The sequence below is a fragment of the Pseudoalteromonas sp. SiA1 genome (assembly GCF_018732205.1).
Taxonomy (GTDB): Bacteria; Pseudomonadota; Gammaproteobacteria; order Enterobacterales; family Alteromonadaceae; genus Pseudoalteromonas; species Pseudoalteromonas tetraodonis.
The window spans coordinates 174,423-200,424 of the sequence record NZ_CP076084.1 but is presented as its reverse complement, the minus strand read 5'-3'; the positions used below and the strand labels follow the sequence as shown (position 1 = coordinate 200,424).

Below are 26,002 nucleotides of genomic sequence, written 5' to 3'. Positions count from 1 at the left end.
CCATACTCGATCTGGATAAAACTGCAAATAAGACTTTGGTGCTGAGAAAACAGCTGTAAAAAATTAATGACAAAAGCCGTTGCGATTTACCTCTGCTGGTTTATGCTCAATAGCATGAATAAATATATCCATTGCAGTAGTGGCCTGATCAGCCAACATTTTATTGAGCATAGTTCATCGCTAGGTCAGTTACTTTATTGGCATAATCAACATGGTGAGCACATACAAGTAAGAGAGTATCAACAACTTCGCTGGCTACTCATAAATAACACGTTGCAGTCTGTTATTTTAAAAGCAAAACCACATGCATTACTGTTTCCACACCTTGCTTATTTAGCAACGGCTTGGCAACAGCTACCTGCGCCTAAAAAAGTACTCGAACTGGGGTTAGGTGGCGGTGCCATTCGTAATTACTTATTAGAACAGTATCCTCAAGTGCAGGTTACTTCAGTAGAGAAAAGCCCCCATATTATTGACTGTTATCAACAATTTTTTGCCCCCAGTGAACAACAACAGATTCATTGCGAGGATGCGCAAACAATTTTAAAATCAGCAGAGCATATGGACTGGGTCATTTTAGATTTATTTAGTGAATTAGACGCCCCGCGATTTTTATTTGATTCATGCTTTTATCAAACAATTTATGATGCACTTGATCAACAGGGCATCTTATTTATTAACTTTTTATCGCAGCACTCATCACAACTCACTCAGTTACAACATGTACTACTGACTGTATTTGGGAAGGCTATTAGTATTCAAAAAATTACCGGCTTTGTTAATCATATTGTGATTGTAAAAAAAGCACGTTAAGCGGTTAAATTAAAGGTAACCGGCCCATCGTTACATAAACTCACCTGCATATCGGCTGCAAATTCACCGGTCGCGACCTTAATACCGAGTAATTTAGCCTGCTCTACAAAGTAATTATATAGCGCTTGCGCTTGGTCTGGTGTAGCTGCCGATGAAAAGCTAGGCCGCATGCCTTTTTTTGTATTGGCTGCGAGCGTAAATTGCGATACGACTAACAGTTCGCCTTGTATGTCTTTAAGGCTGAGATTCATTTTATCGTTTTCGTCATTAAAAATACGGTAATTGGTGACTTTGTGTAATAGTTTATCAGCGCTGCTTTCATCATCTTCTTTTTCCACCCCCAGCAATAATACAATGCCTTGTTTAATTTCACCGACAAGCTGTTGGTCTATCACCACATTAGCATGTGTTACTCGTTGAATTAATCCCTGCATTTACTCTGTATCCTCTGCTTGTTGATCTTTTTTATTGTAATGCTGCATGTTAATACACACGGTGAATTCAGCGCCTAGTAGCACCACGACCCACGACAAGTAAACCCATACAAATAAAATAGGAATGGTTGCTACCGCACCATAAATCACTTCGTATGATGGAAAATGGCTAATGTACAAAGCAAAGCCTTTTTTGGTTAGCTCAAATAACATGGCAGCAAATAGCGCACCGGGAACGGCTGCTTTAAACGAAACGCGAGTATTAGGCACTAAGGTGTAAAGCATAATAAAACCGGCCATAGAGATCGCATAAGGGAGTAGCTTTAACAAGAAACCACTAAACCCTGGGATCCCCTGATCGGCAAACGATACCAACGACACAATATATGAGGTTACACCGATACTGGCGCCCAGTAACACGGGCCCTAAGCTGAGTACCATCCAATATACGGCAAACGATATCATCATCGGGCGCTTTTTCTTTACTCGCCAAATACGGTTTAGCGTGGCATCTACATTACGAATAAGTAGCAAGGCAATGGCTGCTAAAAAGCCAATACCTACTGCCGTCATTTGATTGGCATTACTGGCAAACGAGCTAATATGCTCTTTAATAACACCAGAAGAGGTGGGCACAAAATTAGTAAACAAAAAGCTCTCAATGGCTAAGCGGGTCGACTCAAATCCTGGAAAAGCAGAAAATATTGCCACACCTACAGCAATAAGTGGGACTAACGAAAGTAAAGTAACGTAAGCTAAATACCCTGCATTAATGGTTATTTGATCGTCAATACAGCGATTAAAATATTGCATCCACCAGCCTGGTTGCAGTTTTAAAAACGCCTTAACTTGCTGTTTATAATGGGAGAGCTTATCATTCATACAATTAACTTTGTTGGTGAGCTTTTGATTATAATAACAATCAAGGCCATAATTTACAGCATTAACACTCGTAAATAGGAATTCAGATGAAAAAACAAACATTTTTAGGGACAACCATACTTGCGTTAATGCTGATGATCTCTGGTTGTCAGTCTGCTTATTATTCGGCAATGGAAAAAGTAGGTGTTCATAAGCGTGATATTTTGATTGACCGCGTTGAAGAAACAAAAGACTCACAACAAGAATTTCAATCAGCACTTGAGCGTTTAACTACACTCATTAATTTTGATGGCGGTGAGTTGCAAGATGCTTACAATCAGCTTAATGACGATTACGAGTCAAGCCTTCAAGCGGCAAACGAAGTATCAAGTAACATTAATAAAGTTGAAGACGTAGCAGAAGCTTTATTTGATGAGTGGAATGATGAGTTAGAGCAATACAAAAGCGCCTCACTTAAGCGTGAAAGCAGCAAAAAGTTAGCAGCAACACAACGTCAATTCGACCAGTTACTTCGCTCAATGCGCAGCGCCGAGAGTAAAATGGAGCCGGTATTATCATCTTTAAAAGACAACGTATTGTACTTAAAGCATAACTTAAATGCGCAAGCGGTAGCGGCTATCAAAGGTGAATTTACTAACTTAAAGCGCGATATTCAGTTATTAATGAATGATATGAACAAATCGATTGAAGACTCAAATAAATTTATTGAGCAAATGAATAAATCCTAAATATTTAACCTATTAAACTGAGCCCGCTAAAAATAGCGGGCTTTTTTATACACACTTTTTGTTACTTTTTTGTCCTTTTTTAGCAAACTGCTTTTGTTACACTTTCAGTAAGATAAAAATAACAACTAAAAATGAATTATGAAAATACATACACTTAGCTTAATCATCGCCTCCAGTGTGCTCGTTGCATGCAGCACTGCGAATAATATTGAGGTTATTGCTGGCCCTAATACCGTTATTCCACTTCATCAACAAGGTGAGCAAGCTGGGCGCTACCACAACCTCTACCCAGGCAAAAAAAGTTATCCTGTTAGCTGTGAAACTGATTGCTACCCAAAAAACAATAACTTAGTTTGTGAAACAGAGGCTGAAAACTGCCAATATCAAGGTCAGCAAAAAAATCCGCAGGTTAATGCGGGCTTTACTATTCGTTGGCTCGGACACGCAGGCTTTGTGATCAAAACCCCGAATGGCCAACAAGTTGTGTTTGATCCCGTAAAAGAGCAATTTGACTCGCCTATTGATTTAGCTTTTCGCCTTACTTCAGGATTTTATCGCAAGCCTGGCGACTGGCTCACAGACAATGAATTGAAAAACGTAGTCGCCGTTATGTATTCTCACATTCACTACGATCATTTCAATAAAGCCGATATTGAAGAAATTGGTAATCAGCCTCGCTACCTAACCCCCCTTGGCATGGCTGATAACTTTCCAACAGGTGGCTTTAACATTAGTGAAATGGCATGGTATGCAAAAACTAAAATTGATGATTTAACCATTCATGCGCTACCTGCGCATCATTTTAGTAGTCGTGTGTTAGTGCCTTTTATTTATGAAGATAACAATAAAGACCTATGGAATGGCTGGTTACTTGAGCAAAGTGGCAGCACTTTATTTTTTGCAGGCGACACTGGTTATTCAAAACACTTTAACGATATACAGCAAAAATATGGCGATATCGATGTGTGCTTAATGCCTATTGCCTCTTATTACCATAAAGAGAACGGCAACTGGTACCGTTATGTACATACCACTCCTGAGGATGCCTTAACCGCAGCACAAGCGCTTAACTGTAAAGTAATGATACCGTGGGGCTATGGTAACTCAAGTTGGAAGATGGGCGATCACAGCAGCCATTCAGCACTACTGCGCTTATTGCATATGCATAAAAAAATGAACTCGAAGATCCCTCTGTATATTTTAAATGAAGGTGAAAGCATCCAGCTTTAATTAGTCATTTACACAAAATGCGTTTACATAATTAGTAATAACCCCCTCACTGAACTATCTTTAATTAACTAAACAGTCAGGGGGTTTTATGTTTCTTGTGCGACTCATTTACGCCAGTAAAATAAGTAGTGGTTTTGGGCCTGAAGATATAGAAAATATTTTACAAAGTGCGCGAACCTACAATGTAAAAACAAATGTCACCGGCATGTTATGTTTTAGTAATGAGTACTTTTTACAATGCCTTGAAGGCTCCAGAACCGCTGTTAATAATACCTATCAACAAATATTAAATGACAAACGCCACCACAATGTAATTATGCTCAACTATACCCAAATTCCCGAAAGAGAGTTTGAAACATGGTCAATGGGCTATGTGCCGCAATCACAGCTAACCGAATTACTTAATCTAAAATACTCGGGTAACATTGACTTTAACCCTTTTAAAATGTCGGGTGAAAGCGCGCATTTATTAATGTTGGCATTAAAAACAAGCATAACTGGGGCAATAAGTTAATATAATAAATACAACTATGAGATTGTTTTTAATTGCTATTTAAGCCAAGCTAAATCATCTTTAATTGATGAGCTTATTAATGAAAAAAACACTACTCGCTTTTAGTTTACTTTTCACCCAACCACTTATGGCTATTGAAGTTAGTCATACATCAACAGCTATTATTATTGATGGTGTCTCTGAAAGTACATGGGATAGCGCCACATGGCATCCTATGCCGCACCTAATGGATGGCGCACTTCCCTCACCAGAGGCCGATTTTAAAGGCCGCTACCGTCTTCTATGGGATGAAAACTACTTGTATTTACAAGCAGATATTAGTGACGATGTGCTGATTGATACTCACCCAGATCCAACTGATAAATACTGGGATGATGATGCCTTAGAAGTGTTTATAGATAGTGACGCATCGGGTGGGAATCATCAGTTTAATCATACCGCGTTTGCTTATCACATTGGTCTTGATAACCAAGCAGCCGATTATGGCCCTGATAAAAAAGCGCATTTATATACCGACCACTTAGTTAGTAACTGGAAGCGTAATACCACTGCGCCCTATAATATCACGTGGGAAGTGGCGATAAAACTCTACCCGAATGATTATCAACAAGGCGCAAAAAATACACCGCTTAAATTAACTGAAAAACACGTTATTGGTTTTATGCTCGCCTACTGCGATAAGGACGGCAGTAAAGTTCGTGAGCACTTTATGGGCTCACACGAAGTAAAGCCAGTGAACGGTGACAGAAACCGTGGATTTATAGATGCAGATGTATTTGGGAAAATCACTTTGCTACCGAAAAGTAAGTAATCACTAACTAAATAATTGATAACGAAGGTTGGGTTGAGCTAAGCGAAACCCAACAAAAATACCCTATTAACAAAAACAGAGACTTTGCAATATAGATTATTTAATTCTCAAGCACGTTTTTCCTTATATAAAGAGCGCTGCGCCCTAATAAAGCTAATTTCAGCCACCCTTTTGCTCATGATTAATAATTTTAAGAAGCAAATCAATTCTGCGATTTGTTTTTTTGGTCTGCTCCCTAATCATTCCCTGCACCACAGCTGAAGCAAGGAAAATAAAACATATTATTTGAAATATTTCAGTTTCAATATCATAGAAGCTATTAGCAATTGATAACAAAATAAAGGGTAAAAAAATTGATATGAGATCTTTCAAGCCCCAATCATTTTTTCCTAACGTTTCAAATTCATCTTTATATTTTTGCAGTTCAGCAATATGTTCTATCTCTAGTTTTGCCATAATTTCATTTTCGGTATTCACACTAGCTCACACGCACATAGTAAATATAGCTTTGATAATAACTTAATACCTCTTTTAGGTTCAATATTAAAAACTGTTTAACAGTATCGAACCAACTGCGATGCTTTAACCTGTGGACTTACGCTCTTCTCTGGCTAACTATTATCCACAAAAAAGCCGCTGTATTTTGCAATACAGCGGCTTTTAAAATCATGATTCTAAATTAATAGATTATGACTTAGGCGCACGACCCGCACGTTTACGCTCATTTTCAGTTAAATGACGTTTACGAATACGAATGTTCTCAGGTGTAACTTCTACTAACTCATCATCAGCAATAAACTCAAGCGCTTGCTCAAGTGAATAGTTAAGAGCTGGTGTTAGTGTTTGTGCTTCATCGGTACCAGATGCACGAACGTTAGTAAGTTGCTTACCTTTAAGCGCATTAACTGTAAGGTCGTTATCACGGCTATGAATACCGATAACCATACCTTCGTATACTTCAACACCGTGACCGATGAATAAACGGCCGCGCTCTTGTAAGTTAAATAATGCGTTAGTTAGCGCTTTACCTGTTGCATTTGCAATCATTACACCGTTCTTACGAACACCTAGCTCGCCACCTTTGTGCGGACCGTAGTGATCGAACGTGTGGTAAAGTAAACCAGAACCTGATGTTAACGTCATGAACTCAGTTTGGAAACCGATTAAACCACGGCTTGGGATCATAAAGTCCAAACGCATACGGCCTTTACCATCTGGGGCCATATCAGTAAGCTCACCTTTACGAAGACCAATTTGTTCCATGATAGAACCCTGATGCTCTTCTTGACAGTCAATTGTTAGTGTTTCATACGGTTCTTCTAACACACCATCAACAGTACGTAAGATAACTTCTGGACGAGATACCGCTAACTCGTAACCTTCACGACGCATGTTCTCGATTAAGATACCTAAGTGTAATTCACCACGACCCGATACACGGAAGCTATCTGGGTTATCAGTGTCTGCAACGCGAAGTGCAACGTTGTGTACTAATTCTTTGTCTAAACGCTCACGGATATTACGTGATGTTACAAACTTACCTTCTTTACCACAGAAAGGTGAGTTATTTACAGAGAACGTCATCGTTACTGTTGGCTCATCAACACTTAGTGGAGGTAATGCTTCAACGTTGTTAGGACAACAAAGCGTATCTGAAATCTTAAGCTCGCCAAGACCCGTTACCGTTACGATGTTACCAGCGTAAGCTTTGTCAGTGTCAATACGCTCAAGACCTAAGTAGCTTTGTACTGAACCAATTTTACCGTTACGTTTAGACCCGTCAGCGCTAATAACCGTAACTTGTTGGTTAGGTACAACTGAACCGCGTTTGATACGACCAATGCCAATTACACCTTTATAAGAGTTGTAATCAAGCTGTGAGATCTGCATTTGGAAGTCACCTTCAGGATCTGCATCCGGTGGTGATACTTCGTCAACGATCATCTTGAACATAGGTTCCATGTTATCAGATGCTTCGTCTAAATCTAATGTAGCCCAACCATTGATTGCTGATGCGTAGATTACTTTAAAGTCTAACTGTTCATCAGTTGCGCCTAGGTTATCGAATAAATCAAAGATTTGATCCATAACCCAATCAGGGCGAGCACCTGGCTTATCAATTTTATTGATAACAACGATTGGCTTTAAGCCTTGCGCGAATGCCTTTTGCGTTACGAAACGCGTTTGTGGCATTGGACCTTCCTGAGCATCAACAAGTAGTAATACTGAGTCAGCCATCGAAAGTACGCGTTCAACTTCACCACCGAAGTCGGCGTGTCCAGGAGTATCTACGATATTGATATGGTAATCATTCCATGAGATAGCGGTGTTTTTTGCTAAAATGGTAATACCACGTTCTTTTTCAATGTCGTTTGAATCCATCACGCGCTCTTCATTACCGCCGCGTGTTTCTAATGTACCTGATTGCTCAAGTAGTTTATCAACCAGTGTTGTTTTACCGTGGTCAACGTGGGCGATAATTGCTATATTTCTTAACTTTTCGATGCTCATATATTCACTCAGAGAAATTGAATCTCATTGATCCTGCAGGGGCTATACGTTCTCACCTGCGCTTTCACGAGATGTCCCAGCATAGGATTTAAAAGGGCGCATATTATCCCCTATAAATGGAATGGATGAAAGTTTATCCAAAATAAAATTTCAAACTTTCTCAATAAAATAATTAACCCATTGTTTTAAAATAATTAATTATGATGATTAATTTTTAGATATTTATATAAAAAGATGGTTTTGGGTTAATTTAAAGCGACTTTACTGCGTATTTTGCATTTTCTTTGTGCTAGTCTAAGGTGATTAATTTACAAGCAATTATTGCTTTGTAAATATTGCACCATTTTGGAAAAATTACGCACTAAGATGGTGCTTAATCTATATCACCTTTATTTTATTTATATTTTTTTACATAAAAAACAAATAATTATAATAGTGGCACAAAATCAGCTTGTAGATATTCAACGTATCTAAGCAGCAATAATAAAACCCAATAGTTGGAGGACACATGTCACAATCGGTTTTAGATTTTATTAAAGAAAATGACGTTAAGTTCATTGATTTACGCTTTACTGACACAAAAGGTAAAGAGCAACATGTTTCTATTCCTCATCATCAAGTTGATGAAGACTTTTTTGAAGATGGAAAGATGTTTGACGGTTCTTCAATTGCTGGCTGGAAAGGCATCAACGAATCAGACATGGTGTTACTACCAGATGCAGATTCAATTAAACTTGACCCTTTCACAGAAGAAACAACCCTAATCGTTCGTTGTGACGTGGTTGAACCTTCTACATTACAAGGTTACGAACGCGACCCTCGCTCAGTTGCTAAGCGCGCTGAAGAGTACATGCGCTCTACGGGTATTGCTGACACTGTTTTATTTGGCCCAGAACCAGAGTTTTTCGTATTTGACGACGTTAAATACAAATCTGACATGTCTGGTTCAATGTACAAAATTGATTCTAAGCAAGCAGCTTGGAACTCAGATAAAGAATATGCAGATGGCAACACAGGCCATCGCCCAGGTGTTAAAGGCGGTTACTTCCCAGTTGCACCTGTTGATGATTTCCAAGATTGGCGTTCTGCAACGTGCCTAGTTTTAGAAGAAATGGGTCAAGTTGTTGAAGCGCATCACCACGAAGTGGCGACTGCCGGTCAAAACGAAATTGCAACGCGCTTTAACACTATGGTGTTAAAAGCCGATGAAATCCAAGAAATGAAATATGTTATCCACAACATGGCTCACCTTTACGGTAAAACGGCAACGTTTATGCCTAAGCCGGTTGTTGGTGATAACGGTTCTGGTATGCACTGTCACCAGTCTTTAGCAAAAGATGGCGTAAACTTATTCGCAGGTGATAAATACGGCGGACTTTCTGAAGATGCACTTTACTACATTGGCGGTATTATCAAACATGCTAAAGCGATCAACGCTTTTGCTAACGCGTCAACTAACTCGTACAAACGTTTAGTACCTGGTTTTGAAGCACCGGTAATGCTTGCATACTCGGCTCGTAACCGTTCTGCGTCAATCCGTATTCCAGTGGTTCCATCTGCAAAAGGTCGTCGTATTGAAGTACGCTTCCCAGATCCAACAGCTAACCCATACCTTGCTTTCTCTGCAATGCTTATGGCTGGCCTTGACGGAATTAAAAACAAGATCCACCCTGGCGATGCTATGGACAAGGACTTATACGACTTACCAGCTGAAGAAGCGGCAGAAATTCCAACAGTTGCTTCTTCATTAGATGAAGCATTAGCTGCGCTTGATTCAGACCGTGAATTCTTAAACCAAGGTGGTGTATTCACCAATGACTTAATCGATGCTTACATCGCACTTAAGTCAAAAGAAGTTGAAAAACTTAACATGACAACTCACCCAGTTGAGTTTGAAATGTACTACAGCTGTTAATTTATTAACCGATAAATAATGTGTGTTTTAAGCCCGCTTTGCGGGCTTTTTTTATGGTAAATTTAACGGTTCTACACTAAAGTGAAGTTAATTTAAACAATGCAGGATAGCTGGATGGTAGGTAAGATTTTGTTGCTATTAATAGCTTTAATGTTAAGCCTTAATAGCCATGCGAGCGATAAAAAAATTTACGCATGGAAAGACAAAAATGGGGTGCTGGTTTTTTCAGATACTCCTCAGCCTGGCGCTAAAGAGGTTAAACTCACGAGCCAACATCTCAGCATGCCCGCTACAAACACCGATATTCTTGATACTGCTCCTACTAAAACAGCAGTAAAGTTTAGTATTAGTATTTCATCGCCTGAACCAAACCAAACTATAAGAGAAAACACCGGCTCTGTGTATGTCTCTACCCGTATTGCCCCTCGATTTGAAGCTGGATTTACCATTGGTTTATTTTTAGATGGCGTTGCCATTGGTGCACCGAGCGATACGACAACACTGGCGTTAAGAGATGTGGAGCGAGGCCAACACACACTGCAAGTTAAACTTTATAATAAACAAAATCAGGTAATTGCAACCAGTCCTGAAAGTGTATTTTTTATGCACCGTAAAGGCCTTAACATAGGTCGATAATTACAATTAAGTACGCGTGTTTAGCGTATATTTTCTAAAAACCTTGCCTACCTTCCCAGGCGCACTAAAATGGTGCAATGATGATTAATAAAACACATTTTAGCCCAGAGCTACTGAATATAATTTGGCAAAACCAAACCACCGCCCTGATGTTACTCAATGAAAGCTTTAAGCTTATTTACGCTAACACCAGTGCCAGTGAATTACTTGGCTTAGGCGAAAAACGTTTGCTAGGACAAGCATTCGACGATTTATTTAACTACCATTCTATCGACTTAAAACGCATTGCACAGTACTCGTTAGTTGATGGTGTAGACTGCCACCAGCACAGGGCTGACGTGGTGTTTATCGATTCTCGCCATGCAAAATTAGCGGTGAGTACTCGGCGAATAAAACATAACGACACCTATTATATTTTATTTGAATGTCGACAAACCGATGACGAAATAAAGCACGACCAAGTCTCAAATCAAATGCATCAATACCAAGCTGCACGTAACTTAATTCGCGGTTTAGCCCATGAAATTAAAAACCCGCTGGGTGGAATTCGCGGGGCGGCGCAATTATTGCAGTATGAGGGTGATCAACAAGAAAGAGATCAATGTGCAGAACTGATAATTGAACAAGCCGATCGGTTGCGTGAATTAGTTGATAAACTCCTTGGGCCTAACCAACTACCGCAAAAATCGTATGGCAATATACATCAAACATTAGAGTCGGTTGTTAAACTTAGTACGTTAGATAACAACCGCAATATTCGGTTAGTTAAAGACTACGACCCGAGTATTCCTGATGTTTATATTGATCAGAGCAAGGTTCAACAAGTGGTGCTAAACATTGTGCGTAATGCACAACAGGCATTGGTAGATGGTGGCGAAATAAAAATAAAAACACGGATTAATTATCAGCATCGTCGTCCGGGAAAAGCCCCTAAAAAGGCATTGCTTATTCAAGTAATGGATAACGGCCCAGGTATTGATGCTAATTTACGCGACACCTTATTTTACCCTATGACCACTAATAAAGAAGGTGGCTCGGGACTTGGATTATCTATAGCGCAAACCTTGATTGATCAACATGATGGCTATATCGAATGCGATAGTTGGCCAGGACATACTGAATTTAATATTTATCTGCCATTTACAGATTAATACTTTGGAGTTTGCATGAAAACAGCTTGGCTTGTAGATGATGATGCCTCAATTCGCTTTGTACTAGAAAAAGCACTGACTCGCGCAGGGTTTGAAGTAGAAAGCTTTGCAGATGCGCAAAACGTTCTTAATGCACTAAAATTTAGTCAACCCAGTGTGTTAATTTCAGATGTAAGAATGCCGGGGATGGACGGGATGGCGTTACTTGAGCTGATAGCTGAGCAAACCCCTGGCCTACCCGTTATTATTATGACCGCACACTCTGATTTAGACTCAGCGGTTAATGCTTTTCAAAAAGGTGCGTTTGAGTACTTAGCTAAACCGTTTGATTTAAATGAAGCCGTTGCGCTAGTGGAAAGCGCCTATCGTGCTAATTCGACCAAAAAAACCAAACGAAAAAGCGCGCCACCCAAAAGCGCTCATATTATTGGCGAAGCCCCTGCTATGCAGGAAGTGTTTCGTGCTATAGGCAAACTCTCAGCATCGAGTATGAGCGTACTCATCAATGGTGAATCAGGTACCGGTAAAGAGTTGGTTGCCAGCGCCTTGCACAATCACAGCCCGCGTAAAGAAAACCAATTTATTGCTCTTAATATGGCCGCTATTCCTAAAGAGTTAGTTGAGTCTGAATTATTTGGCCATGAAAAAGGCGCTTTTACGGGGGCCGATAGCGTGCGTAAAGGGCGCTTTGAACAAGCCAATGGCGGTACCTTATTTTTGGATGAAATAGGTGATATGCCACTTGATGTACAAACCCGCTTGTTACGCGTATTAGCCGATGGCGAGTTTTACCGCGTTGGCGGCCATCAAAGTATAAAGGTGGATGTGCGCATTATTGCTGCCACTCACCAAAATTTAGAAGAGCTGGTAAAACAAGGTAAGTTTAGAGATGACTTATTTCATCGTTTAAACGTGGTTCGCTTACGCTTGCCGGCTCTACGCGAGCGCCCCGAAGACATAGAACGCTTAGCGCTACACTTTTTACATAAAAGTGCAAAAGACCTGCAAGTAGATAGTAAAGTACTTAGCCCTAAAGCGATTAAACAACTGTGTTTATTTAATTGGCCAGGAAATGTTCGCCAGCTTGAAAACACCTGTCGATGGTTAACCGTAATGGCACCTGGGGAGCTGATTGGTGAGCAAGATTTACCCCCTGAAATTATTGATAATGCAGCCGCAACTCAAGAAGGCGATTGGCTAGATTCATTTCAGCAATGGCTTAATCAAGAGTTTAAACAAGGTAAAGAAAATATTTGGCCGGATATTCAAGCCCAGCTGGAAACCCGCTTAATAAAAACAGCACTCGCTAATTGTTCAGGCCATAAGCAAGAAGCCGCGGTAAAAATTGGTTGGGGTCGCAATACGTTGACCCGTAAATTAAAAGAGCGCAATATTAGCTGATATTTTATAAGGCTAGCGCCCTAGGTTATTGATGAAGTTAATTGAAAACATCCCTTTGTTTAAGCAAATGGAAATTATAAATCGCTTAGAATTCTTTAAAGAGTTCACGCTTAATGAACGTCAAATTCTTTTAGAGTCGTTTGGATTATTATACTTAGTAAGTAAAAATCAGTTTTTATTTAAAGAGTTTGATAATGACAAGCGACTTTTTATTGTCCTCAGTGGCTCTTTGATGGTGTTTAAGCATAGTCACCTACTGGAACTGGGTAGTATAGAGCCTGGTGAATTTATTGGTGAAGGCGCGTTTATTAATAACCGAGAGCGCAGCATTAATGCACGCGCCAAAGAAAATGCCATCGTACTGGCTATTACTGCCGATGCCCTTACCCGCCTACCTAATGTTATACGCGAAAAAATTAAAGACCGTATTATTGAAGGAATGAGCCTGCGCATAGCTAAACTAAGCGAACATATAGAAACCCACGGTTAAATCAGTCCATATAAACAATTTGTAGTGAGCAATCAAGCCAACCAGGGGTGTTAACGCTTGCGGTATATGTGTAGGTATCTGACGGCTTGGCGCCAAAGGGGGTATTTACAAGCGGCTGCGAATGACTGTATGTTTGCGAATAGTCTTTAAAATAAACAACAACATAACCATATAAATATTCCCAGTTTAGCCTCACGATTGCGCCACTTGGTAATGTAAACTCAACAGCTTCATTTGCAAATTTGACTGCTAAATCATTGTATTTATCTTCGCTGCAATGAGTTGTTCTCAGCTGTTTAGGCATAACAAAATTTCTATTGGCATCAGCATTTTTTAAATAAAAGCCTATATTGCCATCACCATAAAAATGATTTGAACGACTTGTATAATTAACTTGTGGCGCGTACCCTAGCTCTTGCATTATAGCTGCAAGTTGCTCCGTCTCTTTGGGGTAAATTTTATCGCTTGAGAGTAGTAATGTGGCCTCACCAAAATCTGATGGGATTGCTAGTTCTACATATTCATAGGGAAGAGTTTGTGCATTTAGTGCAGCATCTAGCTGGTTGCGCTGTTCACCTTGCAAGTTTTCAATAAAAACATAAACAGTAGGTCGCTGGCACGCAGCTAATAAAAACACCAATACACATATTAAAATTCCATTTTTCATTATCACCCCCAATAGATTACAAGTGTAGTCTATAAGGGGTGATTTAAAATGGCAATTTAATTTATTTGGTTATTTAACCATGCATCAACACTCTGGCGATTATAAAGTACTTCATTAAATAAACGATGTCGTTCAAATACCAGCTCGCTTTGTTTGGTTTTAAGCCCGCTGACTAACTGACTATGGGTGTCATTAAACTTGGAGATAACTGAAAAACCACGTTCAGTGTCTTCTTGTACCTGCTGAGCCAAATGCTTTCTAACATCATCAGCAGTTAACATATCTGAATTGTCTAAGCCCATTAGCTCTTTTTTCATCGCTAATCTTATGCCCATGTTTTACTCCACTGTTTATATTCAATCTCTTTTTACGACAGATATTGGCAATAAGCGCGCCAATGTGTAATTTTTTTCACGCGAAGTGTAGTCTTGAATTACTTCAGTTTTTTTAAAGACAAATGAAAGAGGTAAAAAGTTTCATAAAAAATGCACAATCATCGCATCTAACAAACGCACTTTGGTGCAAAATAACCAGCTAGCCTTTATACTACAGCTAATGCCACCCCCACAGAGAAACATGATGAACGAAGAATATATAGAAATTGAATTAGAAGAAGAGCCTATAGAGCTTTGTAAATTATTAAAAGTATTAGATCTAGTTGAAGGTGGTGGCCAAGCAAAAAATCTAATTAGCGGTGGCTATGTAGGTGTTAACCATGAAATTTGTACAATTAAACGGAAAAAATTATACAGTGGCGATGTTCTTACATTTGATGGCGAGTTGTTCCAACTGACGCTAAGTGAAGATGCAACTCCTGCAGAGCGTCCTGTTATTGATGAAACAGTTACAGCAGAAAAAGCCGCGCCCGTAGCAACAACAGAGCCGGCTAAAAATAAGCGCAAACGTACTAAAAAACCTAAAGTGGATGAAAAAACGGGTCGTCGTCCTATTTCGTTTGGCTAACATTCGCTTACGTCATATGTGTTATTAAAAGCCAGTTTGCATCACTGGCTTTTTTATTCTTTAATAGAATATCAATAATAAAAAATCGATGCTTACATGTCAGAAAACACTGCAAACCGCTGGATAAAACCCGTACTCATCACCGCCCTGTTATGGAATATATTAGGTGTTTTTGCATTTATCATGCAGCTATTATTAACACCCGAAATGGTAAGTAAACTCCCACAAGAACAACAACTTGCTTATAACAGCCAACCTCTATGGGCTACTTTAGCGTTTGCTATTGCAGTATTTGGCGGCGCATTAGGGTGCGTACTTTTATTATTCAAAAAGTCACTAGCCACATTAACATTAATAATCTCTTTGGCAGCGGTTTTAGCTCAGCAATACTATAATTTTATGATTATTAATAGCATCAGCTTGTTTGGCGTTAGCGCTATTTTTATGCCTATTGCAGTGACCTTAATTGCGATTGCATTGGTGTATTTAAGTTTCCACTTAAAACAACAGGACTACTTTAAATAACACTTTTTTGAGTTTAGTTTTGTGGCCAATTATTACTCAGAGCATCCCTTGAATTTTAACTTTTGGCCTTCATCTCTATTTATATAACAGTCAAAAAAATTACACTGCATGGTATTTTTTTATCATGGTACACAGTTTGCAAACTACTACAGAGGTCACTTTTTCAAGAATATCAATCTAATTTATTGAAGGGACAAATAATGAAAAATAGTTTCGACACCCAACAACAGCTTACTATCAATGGCGAGCAATATCATATTAACTCGCTCATGGGACTTGGCGATAAAGTCAAACGCCTGCCTTTTTCGTTAAAAATATTACTAGAAAATTTATTGCGTAATGAAGATGGTGTGAATATTAAAGAGCAAGATATTCAGGCACTACTAGATTGGGATCCAAAGGCTAAGCCCTCGGCCGAAGTAGCCTTCACCCCTGCCCGCGTAGTAATGCAAGATTTTACCGGTGTCCCTGCTATTGTTGACTTAGCCGCCATGCGTGATGCGATGGAAAAACTTGGTGGCGATCCTGCAAAAATAAATCCGCTTTCTCCGGCTGAACTGGTGATAGATCACTCAGTACAAGTGGATGGTTACGGTAAAGATGGCTCATTCGACTTAAATTCAAAACTAGAATATGAACGTAATAAAGAGCGATACGAATTTTTACGTTGGGGTCAAACTGCATTTGATAATTTAAAAGTGGTGCCACCAGCCACAGGTATTGTCCATCAAGTAAATTTAGAGTATTTAGCCCGCGTAGTATTTAATGATACAAAAAACGGTAAATCGTTAGCTTATCCAGATACACTGGTTGGTACTGATTCTCACACAACCATGATCAACGGCTTAGGCGTACTCGGTTGGGGTGTAGGCGGTATTGAAGCCGAAGCCGCAATGCTTGGCCAACCTATTAGCTTGCTTATTCCACAGGTTGTGGGTGTTAAATTAAATGGTCGCTTACCTGAGGGCACTACAGCAACCGATTTAGTACTTACTGTTACTGAAATGCTGCGTAACCACGGTGTGGTAGGTAAGTTTGTTGAGTTTTATGGTGACGGGCTTGCCGACTTACCACTGGCCGACAGAGCGACTATTGCCAACATGGCACCGGAATATGGCGCAACCTGTGGTATTTTCCCTATTGATGATGAAACGATTAATTACTTACGCTTAACTAATCGCGATGAAAAGCAGCTTAAACTGATTGAAGATTACGCAAAACATCAAGGTTTATGGCGTAATGATGGCGATGAAGCACATTATACTGATAAGCTAGAACTAACTTTAGATGATGTAGTACCAAGTCTTGCTGGCCCGAAACGTCCACAAGACAGAATCACACTGGATAAAGCCGGTGATGTTATTGGTCAACACTTAAAAGACTTCCAAGACGAACGTATGGCACGTCGAGATAAAAGCGATGAAGAGCAAGCGCGTATTGAAAGTGAAGGCCCTACTACCAATCCTGACGAACCCACTGATGAAGCGCAGTTTATGGGCGCAGCAAAAGTTAACTTTAATGGCCAAGAGTTTGAATTAAACGATGGCGCCTGCGTCATTGCTGCAATCACAAGCTGTACTAATACCTCTAATCCAAGCGTAATTTTAGCGGCAGGATTAGTGGCTCAAAAAGCATGTCAATTAGGTATTAATGTAAAACCTTGGGTTAAAACGTCTTTAGCACCAGGTTCGCAGGTGGTTACCGATTACCTTGAAAAAGCAGGGTTAATGGATGATCTTGATGCGCTTGGTTTTAACTTAGTTGGTTATGGCTGTACCACCTGTATCGGTAACTCAGGCCCATTAGCGGATGAAATTTCAGAAGCTATTCAAAAACATAAACTAATTGTAAGCTCTATTTTGTCGGGTAACCGTAACTTTGAAGGGCGTATTCACCAAGACGTTAAAATGAACTTCCTCGCGTCGCCACCACTTGTAGTAGCTTATGCTATAGCAGGTAGAACCGATATTGATGTATACAACGAACCACTTGCGCAAGATAAGCATGGTAACGATATATACCTTAAAAATATTTGGCCAAGCGTTAAAGAAGTGAGTGAGCTTGTAAAAAATACGGTAACTAAAGAAATGTTCGAAAAAAGCTACGCCAATGTTTACGATGGCGACAGTCGCTGGCAAAAAATTCAAATACCTGATGGTAAGCTTTACGATTGGGATGCTGCCTCGACTTATATCAAAAAAGCGCCATTCTTTGATGGTATGAGTGTTGAACCGCCGGGGATCCCAAAAATAGAAGGTGCGCGCTGTCTAGCTAAACTAGGCGATTCAGTGACTACCGATCATATTTCACCAGCAGGTGCGATTAAAGCGGAGGCACCCGCAGGACTTTATCTACAAGAAAATGGGGTAGAAAAAGCACAGTTTAATTCTTATGGTTCTCGCCGTGGTAATCACGAAGTGATGATGCGTGGTACATTTGCTAATGTGCGCCTTAAAAACTTACTCGCCCCCGGTACTGAGGGCGGTGTCACTCGCACTCAACCTGACGATAAGCTAGAGAGTATTTATGATGCGGCAATGGCATATCAAGAGAGTGGAACACCATTAGTGGTTCTAGCAGGTAAAGAATATGGTACCGGCTCCTCACGAGATTGGGCTGCAAAAGGTTCATTACTACTCGGTATTAAAGCTGTGATAGCACAAAGCTATGAGCGTATTCACCGCTCGAACCTGATTGGTATGGGCGTATTACCTTTACAATTTAAAGAGGGTGAAAGCCATGAGTCATTGGGCTTAACGGGGCAAGAACAATTTGATATTCAAGGTTTATACGACAAAACCGACGAAGTCAGTGTCATTGCCACTAACAGTGAAGGTAAACAAGTTAGTTTTAGTGCCGATGTGCGTATTGATACCCCTAAAGAGTGGGATTACTACAAACATGGCGGGATTTTGCAGTATGTATTACGCAATATGCTCGACTAACTAGCCATTAAACAGTAGTAGCTTAAAAGCCCAGCTCAGCAATGAGCTGGGCTTTTTTACATTCGCTATAGAAGTAAATATTGATACACCCTTGCGCTAAATCAATGTTGCTCTATCAAGATACCATACACTAAGAAGACACGCTGCGCAGAGGTCGCCATGTCTTCAATAGTAATGATAAGACTACTTAAAACATCTATTTTGCTTGGGTTATGCTTGATTGTGACAGGCCATATATTAATTGTATCGAGCTACTTTACCAGCCAGTACGGTATTAAAGGCATTATTACTGCAGCAGCGTGCATTGCAATTGGTGTGTTTTTATCACTGCCAACTAAAATTTATTTAACCATATTATTAATGGAAGCAGAAAAGCGCTACTTGAAATCGCAGTAACCACCTAGGGCTAAAAGCCGCTGAAACTTTCGACTTCTTTACTGCGTTGCTCAATTCTCTTTTTGGCTTTTTCAGCATCTTCAAACAACTTATTAATTGACTCACTGTTGTATATTTCAGGCGCTCGCTGAGGAAAAGGTTTTGCAGCAGATTTAGCACTGCCACTTAATATAGCTGTATCTTCGGCTACCACAACATTAATATCTGCAGGGTCAAGGTGCACTTCAATACTCTTGCCATTTTTATTTGGCACATCGGAGAAATGCCACTGCCCTTGCTCATCTTGCCACTTATAAATTTTACTTTGAGAGTCAGATGCTAACGGTGACGATGTGATTTTATCTCCTACTTTTTTAAGCTCAAGTGTGAGCTGTTCGAATGTATTAGATGAAAGCGCTACCACTTTATCTTTAATAGAAAAAGATTCATTTTTAATCAATGAGCTGGTTAGCCAAGGTTGCCCATTTGGCTTTTTAAGATAAAACAAAGAGATAAGAGCAATGACCATTACTGATATTGCTAAGTAGGTAAAGTATTTCATAGCGTTCCTGCTGTAAATTTAATCCTTTATTATCATTAATATAATAAAAAAACAGCAGTCAGGCAATTATTTTCCACAAAATAAAAACGCAGCTTTAGCTGCGTTTTTAAATTTATAGCTTTGAATAATAAGGTAATTAAATTCCATCACCATCAATATGCAAGCCACACTCACGGTTCAGTCCAAAAAAGCGGGTTTCTTCTTCGCTCATTCCTGGCTCTAATTTACGCGTAGTGTGTACATCACCCATAGACACATAACCTTGCTCCCATAATGGGTGGTATGGCAGATCATGTTTAGTGAGGTATTGGTACACATCACGATTATTCCACTCAATAATAGGGTACACTTTTACTGTACCTCGGCTGATTTCTAAAACTTGTTTTTCAGCACGGCTCGACGATTGATCTCGACGCAAGCCACTAAACCAGGTGCTCGCGTTAAGCTCTTTTAAAGCACGCGTCATTGGCTCTACTTTATTGAGCTGGTTGTATTGCTTAATACCTTCTTCACCTAGCTCCCATAGTTTTCCAAATTTAGCCTCTTGCCATGCAGGGCTCAACTGCGCTTTATACACTTTTAAATTAAGTGATAAACGCTCGCTCATCTGATCGATAAACTGATAGGTTTCTGGAAATAGATAACCCGTGTCTGTTAATACAACAGGTATATCGGGGCGCTGTGATGTCATTAAATGCAACATTACCGCTGCTTGAATACCAAAACTCGATGATAAAAACGCGGTGTCAGGCAAGTGCTCTAACGCCCATGCAACGCGCTGCTCAGCACTCATGTTAGCCAGCAAACCGTTCGCATCAGCTAACATAGCCTGTTGGCTTTGCTTAGCTAGCTGTAATATGTTTTTAAATTCACTCATGGTCAATTTTAAACCTCACCAGCGCGGTGCGCTGCTTTTAAATTATGCGTAAAAATCGGTAACAGATACTTTTACTTCTGCAACAATACCCTTGCGAATAACAAAATCACCAAAGCATTCGCCTTCATTGCGCTCACTAACCCATTGCCCAATCAGCTTATCAAATGCCTCTAGGTAAACTTCTTCGCCCACATTTTCAAGATAAAGCTTAGGGATACGCGTACCCTCCGTATTCCCGCCAAGGTAAACATTGTACTTACCTGGGCCTTTACCTACTAATCCAGCTTCAGCTAGCATGGCACGACCACAGCCGTTAGGGCAACCAACCACACGCATAATAATGCTGTCATTTGGTACTCCATGCTTAGCCAATAAGCCTTCTATTTTTTCAATTAAACTCGGTAAGTAACGCTCGGCTTCAGCCATCGCTAAAGGACAAGTGGGCAGTGACACACACGCCATTGAGTTTTTACGTTGCTCAGTGTCTTTGTCATCAATCAAACCGTGTTCACGCGCTATTTTTTCAATGATTGCTTTTTGATCCGCAGGCACACCGGCAATAATTAAGTTTTGATTGGCGGTCATGCGAAAATCACCTTGATGAATTTCTGCAATCTTACGACACCCTGTTTTCAGCGGCTTATTGGGGTAATCTAAAATACGACCACTTTGAATAAAGAGCGTTAAGTGATGTTTACCGTCAATGCCTTCAACCCAACCAATACGATCCCCTCGATGAGTAAACTCATAAGGGCGGCTTGGTGCAAAACTCACGCCTGCACGTTTTTCAACTTCTGCTTTAAATACATCAGACCCAACACGGTCAAGTGTGTATTTAGTTTTTGCGTTTTTACGGTTAGAACGATTACCCCAATCACGCTGAACAGATACCACGTGCTCAGCAATTTTTAAGGTATCTTCAAGGGCAATAAAACCAAAATCATCGGCTTTTCGTGGATACGTTGCAGTATCACCATGGGTCATGGCAAGGCCACCCCCTACTAGCACGTTAAAACCAACTAATTTACCGTTATCAGCAATCGCCACAAAGTTTAAGTCGTTTGCATGAACATCCACTTCATTATTTGGTGGAATTGTTACAGTGGTTTTAAACTTACGCGGTAAATAAGTTGAGCCTAAAATTGGCTCTTCTGTGGTTTCGCTTTTTTCGCCATTGAGCCAAATCTCTGCATACGCTTTGGTTTTAGGTAATAAGTGTTCAGAAATCTTTGCCGCCCACTCATACGCCTCCTGGTGTAACTCAGACTCAACAGGGTTAGTGGTACAAAGTACATTTCGGTTCACGTCACCGGCAGTTGCAATAGAATCAATACCCACGCTATTAAGTAATTGGTGCATACCTTTAATTTCAGGTTTTAATACACCATGAAACTGAAATGTTTGGCGCGTAGTTAAACGAATACTGCCATAGCTGGTTTTCTCCCCAGCAAACTTATCAATTGCTAACCATTGCTCGGGCTTAATAATGCCGCCAGGCATACGCGCACGCAGCATGACATTATGTAGTGGTTCTAGCTTTTGCTTAGCACGCTCAGGACGAATATCGCGGTCATCTTGCTGGTACATGCCATGAAAACGAATTAACTGGAAATTATCGGCAGTAAAACCACCGGTAATTTCATCTTTTAAATCTTGCGCTATAGTGCCGCGTAAAAAGTTACTTTCTCTTTTTAAACGTTCGTTATCAGAAAGCTTTACGGTTTTATCTTGTTCGCTCATTTTAAATCCTAAATTTGTTACAGTGACGGCTGTTAGCTTTTAATAAAATAAACAACGTGCACTTAGTACACGTCTTTCTGATAGCGATTTGCGCTACGCAAATCTTTTAAGTATTGATCGGCTTCTTCATTACTTTTGCCGGTATTTTCTGTGATGATATCAATTAAGGCATTGTGTACATCTTTAGCCATACGGTTTGCATCGCCACACACATAAAAATGAGCACCCGCTTCTAACCAGTCAAATACTTCTTTTGAGTTTTTACGTAACTTGTCTTGCACGTAAACTTTTTCTGCTTGATCACGGCTAAACGCCACATCTACTTTACTCAATAAGCCTGATTTTAAGTAACCTTGAATTTCTACTTGGTATAAAAAGTCTTGGGTAAAGTGTGGGTTACCAAAAAACAGCCAGTTTTTACCCGTAGCCTCTCGCGCATCACGTTCTTGTAAAAAAGCACGGAACGGTGCAATACCTGTACCTGGCCCTACCATGATGATCGGTGTGTCATCATTTACTGGTAAGCGGAAGTTGTCGTTATGTTCACTAAATACTTTTACTTTACAGCCTTCTTGCGCACGGCGTGCTAAATAGCCTGAACAGCCACCTAAATGCTCTGTGCCAAACGCTTCAAACTCAACCAATGCAATAGTTAAATGCACTTCGTCCTCAACCTCGCTTTGGCTAGAAGCAATTGAATATAAGCGCGCTTGCAGTTTACGTAGGCAATCAACCAGTGTTTGCGCCTCTAATTTAGCTGGGTTTTGTGCAACCACATCAAAAATTTGGCGAGGCTCAATATATTCGCGCATTGCGGCTTTATCTTCCACAAGCTTAAGAAGTTCAGGCGTGCCTGTAGCCGTGGCATATTTTTCGACAAAACCAGGGTACGATTGTGTCAGCTCTAGTTTTTCAATTAAGGCATCACGCACGCTAAGTTCTTCATCGCCAAGTTTAACGCGGCTAGTTGGATCAATTTGCGTTTGCGCTAGTAACTCATCTACACGAGCTTCATCATTTAAAAAGTAAATGCCTAATGAGTCACCCGGCGTATAGGTAATGTCAGAGCCTTCAAGTGAAATTTCAACATGGCGTACATCTTTGGTTGAGTCACGACCGGTAATTTTTTGCACTAAGCTTAGCTCTGCCGCAAACGGGTTTTGCTTAGTGTATTGGCTAGCCGCTGTCGTGGGCGTGCCAAATGGCATTGATACAACTTGGCCGCCTGTGGCATCTTGCTGAGCTTTTAAATCTGGTTCAAACGCACTTAACGCGCCCTCAATCCAAGTGGCGGCTTCATCATCGTAATCAACGTCTAGGTCGGCACGTTGATAAATAACCTCTGCACCGAGTTTAGTTAAACGCTCTTCAAAGTCTTTAGCGGTTTGACAGAAAAATTCATAGCTAGAATCACCTAAACCTAATACCGCGACTTTAACGCCATCAAGCTTTGGCGCTTTTTTGGTAATTAAAAATTCGTACAGTGTTTCGGCATCTTCAGGTGGCTCACCTTCACCATAAGTCGATACAACAACGGTTAAAAACTTTTCTTTTTTCAATGCGGTTGGCTTGTAATCTGACATGCTAACCAGCTTTGCAGCTAACCCACGAGATTCAGCTTGCTCTTTAAGCTTAGTCGCCACCGCTTTAGCGTTACCTGTTTGTGAACCATACAAAATAGTAAGTACTGCTGCCTCAGAGGTTGCTGGTGTACCTGCAATTGGCGCACCTAGCGCTGCTGAATTAGCATTAGCAGCTAAATAGCCGCTAACCCACGCTTGCTGAATTGGATTAAGCTCAGCCACTAAACCTTGTAGCTTTTGTACTTGCTCTTGCGAAAGCGGACTTGCTAGCGCATTGAGTTGACCTAACAACATGAATTTTTCCTCATAACCCTGAACGTTAAACACAATGCTTGTTCACATTGTTTAAAATGAGTGCCACCTCATTCAGAAGGTTCTGTTGAGGTTAATTGAGTATGCAGGATAGCCGTCTAAGCATAGATAAAAAAAGAATAGAATCTGCTTTGATATTCCATTTAGTTATTAATCTAGTTAAAAACCAGTGAAATTAACCTAAAGGATTTTTATTGCCTTTTATGAAATTCTAATTTAACAATTTTGTAACCTTTATGATCTAATGTATATTGCTTAAAACTATAAAATAGGAACACCTATGTTACACGGCATATATAAAAACAAATTACTTTTGAGCGCGTTGTTATTGAGCTCTTTGCCTGCGATGGCTAATGTGGTTAATGGCAACTTTGAACAATGGACAGGCAACACCCCACAAGCATGGACGGTGATTGATAGCGGTATTAACGTATCTGCCAACAGCGCAGTCGTGAGTACAGGCTTACAAGCAGCTGTGATTAGCGTAAATACAGGCACACAAAGTAACACTGATTTTTTACAGCAAGTCGCAGTTGAAATGGGCAAAACTTATGAGTTCTCAGTGGATGTGTATCATACCGAAGGTCATCTTAAGGCCCGTTTGTTCATAGATGGTTATCAAGGCTACTCAAACCCTGCTTTAACAAACCAGTGGCAAACCATAACTTACAGCTATACCGCTGATAGTAGTAAAACGATTGATGTCGGTTTACGCTTTTACGATACAAGCGGCTTTGATGGTAGTGAGTTAGTCTATGTTGATAACTTCTTACCTAATAATGATAGCGGCGGCGGTTCTCCAAGCTGCGCAGATAACAGCCTTACTTTTAACCTAACCACAGATAACTACGGCGAAGAAACCAGTTGGCAAATAACACACAACCAAGTCGGTATAGTTGCCAGCGGCAGTGGTTATGCCGCAAATACTCAATACACCGAACAATTATGTTTAACCAATGGCGACTATACATTTACTATTAACGACAGCTACGGCGATGGTATTTGCTGTTCATATGGCAGTGGTAGCTACGCCTTGAATAATGAAGCCACATTGCTTGCCAGTGGATCAAGCTTTCAATCAAGTGAGTCTACCGCATTCTCATTAGGTGAGACTCAGCCAACACCGACGCCAACCGGCTACTATGTGACAACCCAAGGCTTAACTGGATACACGCTAAAAACTGAGCTTTATAACATTATTAATAACCATAACGCTCAAGGGTATTCTGCTATTTGGAGTTTTTACGACGCATCAGCACGCGATAAATACTTTGAAAATGATAATAGTATTTTAGATATGTACAGTGAAAAGCCAAATGGAGTTGATAGCTACACTTATACTGCTGTAAGCGATCAGTGTGGCACCTACAATAGCGAAGCCGATTGTTATAACCGTGAACATTCATTTCCTAAAAGCTGGTTTGGCGGCACCATAGAACCAATGAACTCTGATGTTCATCATATTTACGCCACTGACGGCTATGTAAATTCAAAGCGTAGCAACTTCCCGTTCGGTGAAGTGGCCAGCGCTACGTTTACATCAACAAACGGCAGCAAACTAGGTTCTGCAAGTAGTGCGATTAATTACACTGGTACTGTATTTGAGCCTATTGATGAATTTAAAGGTGACTTTGCTCGTGCTTATTTTTACATGGCTACACGCTACCAAAACGTAATCGGCTCTTGGCAAAATAACACCACGGCTAGTAATGCCGTACTTAACGGCTCTAGTAACCAAGTATTTGAAAATTGGGTCGTGGCTATGTTGTTAAAATGGCATAACAACGACCCCGTTAGCCAAATGGAATTAGACCGCAATCAAGCAGCGTTTGAATTTCAGGGAAATCGTAACCCGTATATCGACCACCCTGAATTTGTAGAAATGATTTGGTAAAAGGGCTTCGGGCTTCGGGCTTCGGGCTTCGGGCTTCGGGCTT

At 40.3% G+C, this 26,002-nt stretch carries 25 protein-coding genes; 15 read left to right on the top strand and 10 right to left on the bottom strand.

Going from position 1 to position 26,002, the window contains the following annotated elements; genetic code table 11:
* The first annotated feature begins 66 nt into the window (after window positions 1-66).
* Entirely contained in the window at window positions 67-813 is a 747-nt protein-coding gene (locus KK487_RS00980) for a spermidine synthase (RefSeq protein ID WP_128583485.1), read from the top strand.
* On the opposite strand, the gene dtd is transcribed toward KK487_RS00980, so the two are convergent.
* Both dtd and KK487_RS00970 read right to left on the bottom strand, forming a co-directional pair.
* Window positions 810-1,247, bottom strand: a complete 438-nt coding sequence (dtd, locus tag KK487_RS00975) for a D-aminoacyl-tRNA deacylase (RefSeq protein ID WP_033102725.1) — start codon at window positions 1,245-1,247, stop codon at window positions 810-812. The two genes, KK487_RS00980 and dtd, sit on opposite strands and share 4 nt — an antisense overlap.
* A complete protein-coding gene (locus tag KK487_RS00970) occupies window positions 1,248-2,129 on the bottom strand; it encodes a virulence factor BrkB family protein (protein ID WP_013463803.1) in 882 nt (293 codons plus the stop codon).
* A gap of 86 nt (window positions 2,130-2,215) precedes the next feature.
* Here KK487_RS00970 and KK487_RS00965 point away from each other — a divergent pair, with 86 nt between their 5' ends.
* The 4 genes from KK487_RS00965 to KK487_RS00950 all read left to right on the top strand — a co-directional run bounded on the left by KK487_RS00965 (window position 2,216) and on the right by KK487_RS00950 (window position 5,412).
* Window positions 2,216-2,857, top strand: a complete 642-nt coding sequence (locus KK487_RS00965) for a DUF2959 domain-containing protein (protein ID WP_215521898.1) — start codon at window positions 2,216-2,218, stop codon at window positions 2,855-2,857.
* Between the two features lie 138 nt (window positions 2,858-2,995).
* Window positions 2,996-4,087, top strand: coding sequence for an MBL fold metallo-hydrolase (locus KK487_RS00960; RefSeq protein WP_128583483.1), 1,092 nt, complete (start codon window positions 2,996-2,998; stop codon window positions 4,085-4,087).
* A gap of 88 nt (window positions 4,088-4,175) precedes the next feature.
* A complete protein-coding gene (locus KK487_RS00955) occupies window positions 4,176-4,601 on the top strand; it encodes a BLUF domain-containing protein (protein ID WP_016900061.1) in 426 nt (141 codons plus the stop codon).
* Between the two features lie 79 nt (window positions 4,602-4,680).
* Window positions 4,681-5,412: a CBM9 family sugar-binding protein gene (locus KK487_RS00950; protein WP_215521897.1), complete on the top strand. Its 732-nt coding sequence runs from the start codon at window positions 4,681-4,683 to the stop codon at window positions 5,410-5,412.
* A 159-nt stretch (window positions 5,413-5,571) separates the two neighbouring features.
* Here the strand turns inward: KK487_RS00950 and KK487_RS00945 are convergent, their stop codons facing one another.
* Both KK487_RS00945 and typA read right to left on the bottom strand, forming a co-directional pair.
* Window positions 5,572-5,889: a hypothetical protein gene (locus KK487_RS00945; protein ID WP_016900062.1), complete on the bottom strand. Its 318-nt coding sequence runs from the start codon at window positions 5,887-5,889 to the stop codon at window positions 5,572-5,574.
* Between the two features lie 210 nt (window positions 5,890-6,099).
* Window positions 6,100-7,923, bottom strand: a complete 1,824-nt coding sequence (gene typA / locus KK487_RS00940) for a translational GTPase TypA (RefSeq protein WP_013463797.1) — start codon at window positions 7,921-7,923, stop codon at window positions 6,100-6,102.
* 508 nt (window positions 7,924-8,431) lie between these two features.
* Between typA and glnA the strand changes: the two genes are divergently transcribed.
* The 5 genes from glnA to KK487_RS00915 all read left to right on the top strand — a co-directional run bounded on the left by glnA (window position 8,432) and on the right by KK487_RS00915 (window position 13,516).
* Entirely contained in the window at window positions 8,432-9,838 is a 1,407-nt protein-coding gene (gene glnA, locus KK487_RS00935) for a glutamate--ammonia ligase (protein ID WP_013463795.1), read from the top strand.
* Window positions 9,839-9,952: 114 nt separating this feature from the next.
* A complete protein-coding gene (locus tag KK487_RS00930; protein WP_215521896.1) occupies window positions 9,953-10,474 on the top strand; it encodes a DUF4124 domain-containing protein in 522 nt (173 codons plus the stop codon).
* An 80-nt stretch (window positions 10,475-10,554) separates the two neighbouring features.
* Window positions 10,555-11,625: a nitrogen regulation protein NR(II) gene (gene glnL, locus KK487_RS00925; protein WP_076922866.1), complete on the top strand. Its 1,071-nt coding sequence runs from the start codon at window positions 10,555-10,557 to the stop codon at window positions 11,623-11,625.
* A gap of 15 nt (window positions 11,626-11,640) precedes the next feature.
* A complete protein-coding gene (gene ntrC / locus KK487_RS00920) occupies window positions 11,641-13,026 on the top strand; it encodes a nitrogen regulation protein NR(I) (RefSeq protein ID WP_010391999.1) in 1,386 nt (461 codons plus the stop codon).
* A gap of 31 nt (window positions 13,027-13,057) precedes the next feature.
* On the top strand, window positions 13,058-13,516 hold the full coding sequence (locus tag KK487_RS00915; protein WP_013463792.1) for a Crp/Fnr family transcriptional regulator: 459 nt from the start codon (window positions 13,058-13,060) through the stop codon (window positions 13,514-13,516).
* A 1-nt stretch (window position 13,517) separates the two neighbouring features.
* Here KK487_RS00915 and KK487_RS00910 read toward each other — a convergent pair whose 3' ends face one another.
* Window positions 13,518-14,183: a hypothetical protein gene (locus tag KK487_RS00910; protein WP_013463791.1), complete on the bottom strand. Its 666-nt coding sequence runs from the start codon at window positions 14,181-14,183 to the stop codon at window positions 13,518-13,520.
* Between the two features lie 56 nt (window positions 14,184-14,239).
* Window positions 14,240-14,518: a hypothetical protein gene (locus KK487_RS00905; protein WP_013463790.1), complete on the bottom strand. Its 279-nt coding sequence runs from the start codon at window positions 14,516-14,518 to the stop codon at window positions 14,240-14,242.
* Window positions 14,519-14,762: 244 nt separating this feature from the next.
* Here KK487_RS00905 and KK487_RS00900 point away from each other — a divergent pair, with 244 nt between their 5' ends.
* The 4 genes from KK487_RS00900 (at window position 14,763) to KK487_RS00885 (ending at window position 19,012) form a co-directional block, all read left to right on the top strand.
* Window positions 14,763-15,146: an RNA-binding S4 domain-containing protein gene (locus tag KK487_RS00900; RefSeq protein WP_013463789.1), complete on the top strand. Its 384-nt coding sequence runs from the start codon at window positions 14,763-14,765 to the stop codon at window positions 15,144-15,146.
* Window positions 15,147-15,242: 96 nt separating this feature from the next.
* Window positions 15,243-15,671 carry a hypothetical protein gene (locus KK487_RS00895; RefSeq protein ID WP_013463788.1) on the top strand — a complete coding sequence of 143 codons (429 nt, stop codon included), beginning with the start codon at window positions 15,243-15,245 and terminating at the stop codon, window positions 15,669-15,671.
* Between the two features lie 200 nt (window positions 15,672-15,871).
* On the top strand, window positions 15,872-18,616 hold the full coding sequence (acnA, locus tag KK487_RS00890; protein WP_215521895.1) for an aconitate hydratase AcnA: 2,745 nt from the start codon (window positions 15,872-15,874) through the stop codon (window positions 18,614-18,616).
* 159 nt (window positions 18,617-18,775) lie between these two features.
* A complete protein-coding gene (locus tag KK487_RS00885; RefSeq protein WP_013463786.1) occupies window positions 18,776-19,012 on the top strand; it encodes a hypothetical protein in 237 nt (78 codons plus the stop codon).
* Between the two features lie 10 nt (window positions 19,013-19,022).
* On the opposite strand, the gene KK487_RS00880 is transcribed toward KK487_RS00885, so the two are convergent.
* The 4 genes from KK487_RS00880 to KK487_RS00865 all read right to left on the bottom strand — a co-directional run bounded on the left by KK487_RS00880 (window position 19,023) and on the right by KK487_RS00865 (window position 24,047).
* Window positions 19,023-19,553: a DUF4124 domain-containing protein gene (locus KK487_RS00880; protein WP_013463785.1), complete on the bottom strand. Its 531-nt coding sequence runs from the start codon at window positions 19,551-19,553 to the stop codon at window positions 19,023-19,025.
* Between the two features lie 136 nt (window positions 19,554-19,689).
* Window positions 19,690-20,430, bottom strand: a complete 741-nt coding sequence (locus KK487_RS00875) for a phosphoadenylyl-sulfate reductase (RefSeq protein ID WP_215521894.1) — start codon at window positions 20,428-20,430, stop codon at window positions 19,690-19,692.
* 42 nt (window positions 20,431-20,472) lie between these two features.
* Window positions 20,473-22,170 (bottom strand): assimilatory sulfite reductase (NADPH) hemoprotein subunit, encoded by a 1,698-nt coding sequence (gene cysI, locus KK487_RS00870; protein ID WP_028835920.1) that lies wholly within the window; start codon window positions 22,168-22,170, stop codon window positions 20,473-20,475.
* Between the two features lie 62 nt (window positions 22,171-22,232).
* Window positions 22,233-24,047 carry an assimilatory sulfite reductase (NADPH) flavoprotein subunit gene (locus tag KK487_RS00865; RefSeq protein WP_215521893.1) on the bottom strand — a complete coding sequence of 605 codons (1,815 nt, stop codon included), beginning with the start codon at window positions 24,045-24,047 and terminating at the stop codon, window positions 22,233-22,235.
* A 298-nt stretch (window positions 24,048-24,345) separates the two neighbouring features.
* On the opposite strand from KK487_RS00865, the gene KK487_RS00860 reads away from it, so the two are divergent.
* Window positions 24,346-25,959 carry an endonuclease gene (locus KK487_RS00860; RefSeq protein ID WP_128583472.1) on the top strand — a complete coding sequence of 538 codons (1,614 nt, stop codon included), beginning with the start codon at window positions 24,346-24,348 and terminating at the stop codon, window positions 25,957-25,959.
* The last annotated feature ends 43 nt before the right edge of the window (window positions 25,960-26,002 follow it).

What these genes read in the sequence shown, in the direction of transcription:
- KK487_RS00980 (WP_128583485.1), top strand. Translation starts at nt 67, where the DNA reads ATGACAAAAGCCGTTGCGATTTACCTCTGCTGGTTTATGCTCAATAGC.
- dtd (WP_033102725.1), bottom strand. Translation starts at nt 1,247, where the DNA reads ATGCAGGGATTAATTCAACGAGTAACACATGCTAATGTGGTGATAGAC.
- KK487_RS00970 (WP_013463803.1), bottom strand. Translation starts at nt 2,129, where the DNA reads ATGAATGATAAGCTCTCCCATTATAAACAGCAAGTTAAGGCGTTTTTA.
- KK487_RS00965 (WP_215521898.1), top strand. Translation starts at nt 2,216, where the DNA reads ATGAAAAAACAAACATTTTTAGGGACAACCATACTTGCGTTAATGCTG.
- KK487_RS00960 (WP_128583483.1), top strand. Translation starts at nt 2,996, where the DNA reads ATGAAAATACATACACTTAGCTTAATCATCGCCTCCAGTGTGCTCGTT.
- KK487_RS00955 (WP_016900061.1), top strand. Translation starts at nt 4,176, where the DNA reads ATGTTTCTTGTGCGACTCATTTACGCCAGTAAAATAAGTAGTGGTTTT.
- KK487_RS00950 (WP_215521897.1), top strand. Translation starts at nt 4,681, where the DNA reads ATGAAAAAAACACTACTCGCTTTTAGTTTACTTTTCACCCAACCACTT.
- typA (WP_013463797.1), bottom strand. Translation starts at nt 7,923, where the DNA reads ATGAGCATCGAAAAGTTAAGAAATATAGCAATTATCGCCCACGTTGAC.
- glnA (WP_013463795.1), top strand. Translation starts at nt 8,432, where the DNA reads ATGTCACAATCGGTTTTAGATTTTATTAAAGAAAATGACGTTAAGTTC.
- KK487_RS00930 (WP_215521896.1), top strand. Translation starts at nt 9,953, where the DNA reads ATGGTAGGTAAGATTTTGTTGCTATTAATAGCTTTAATGTTAAGCCTT.
- glnL (WP_076922866.1), top strand. Translation starts at nt 10,555, where the DNA reads ATGATTAATAAAACACATTTTAGCCCAGAGCTACTGAATATAATTTGG.
- ntrC (WP_010391999.1), top strand. Translation starts at nt 11,641, where the DNA reads ATGAAAACAGCTTGGCTTGTAGATGATGATGCCTCAATTCGCTTTGTA.
- KK487_RS00915 (WP_013463792.1), top strand. Translation starts at nt 13,058, where the DNA reads ATGAAGTTAATTGAAAACATCCCTTTGTTTAAGCAAATGGAAATTATA.
- KK487_RS00910 (WP_013463791.1), bottom strand. Translation starts at nt 14,183, where the DNA reads ATGAAAAATGGAATTTTAATATGTGTATTGGTGTTTTTATTAGCTGCG.
- KK487_RS00905 (WP_013463790.1), bottom strand. Translation starts at nt 14,518, where the DNA reads ATGGGCATAAGATTAGCGATGAAAAAAGAGCTAATGGGCTTAGACAAT.
- KK487_RS00900 (WP_013463789.1), top strand. Translation starts at nt 14,763, where the DNA reads ATGAACGAAGAATATATAGAAATTGAATTAGAAGAAGAGCCTATAGAG.
- KK487_RS00895 (WP_013463788.1), top strand. Translation starts at nt 15,243, where the DNA reads ATGTCAGAAAACACTGCAAACCGCTGGATAAAACCCGTACTCATCACC.
- acnA (WP_215521895.1), top strand. Translation starts at nt 15,872, where the DNA reads ATGAAAAATAGTTTCGACACCCAACAACAGCTTACTATCAATGGCGAG.
- KK487_RS00885 (WP_013463786.1), top strand. Translation starts at nt 18,776, where the DNA reads ATGTCTTCAATAGTAATGATAAGACTACTTAAAACATCTATTTTGCTT.
- KK487_RS00880 (WP_013463785.1), bottom strand. Translation starts at nt 19,553, where the DNA reads ATGAAATACTTTACCTACTTAGCAATATCAGTAATGGTCATTGCTCTT.
- KK487_RS00875 (WP_215521894.1), bottom strand. Translation starts at nt 20,430, where the DNA reads ATGAGTGAATTTAAAAACATATTACAGCTAGCTAAGCAAAGCCAACAG.
- cysI (WP_028835920.1), bottom strand. Translation starts at nt 22,170, where the DNA reads ATGAGCGAACAAGATAAAACCGTAAAGCTTTCTGATAACGAACGTTTA.
- KK487_RS00865 (WP_215521893.1), bottom strand. Translation starts at nt 24,047, where the DNA reads ATGTTGTTAGGTCAACTCAATGCGCTAGCAAGTCCGCTTTCGCAAGAG.
- KK487_RS00860 (WP_128583472.1), top strand. Translation starts at nt 24,346, where the DNA reads ATGTTACACGGCATATATAAAAACAAATTACTTTTGAGCGCGTTGTTA.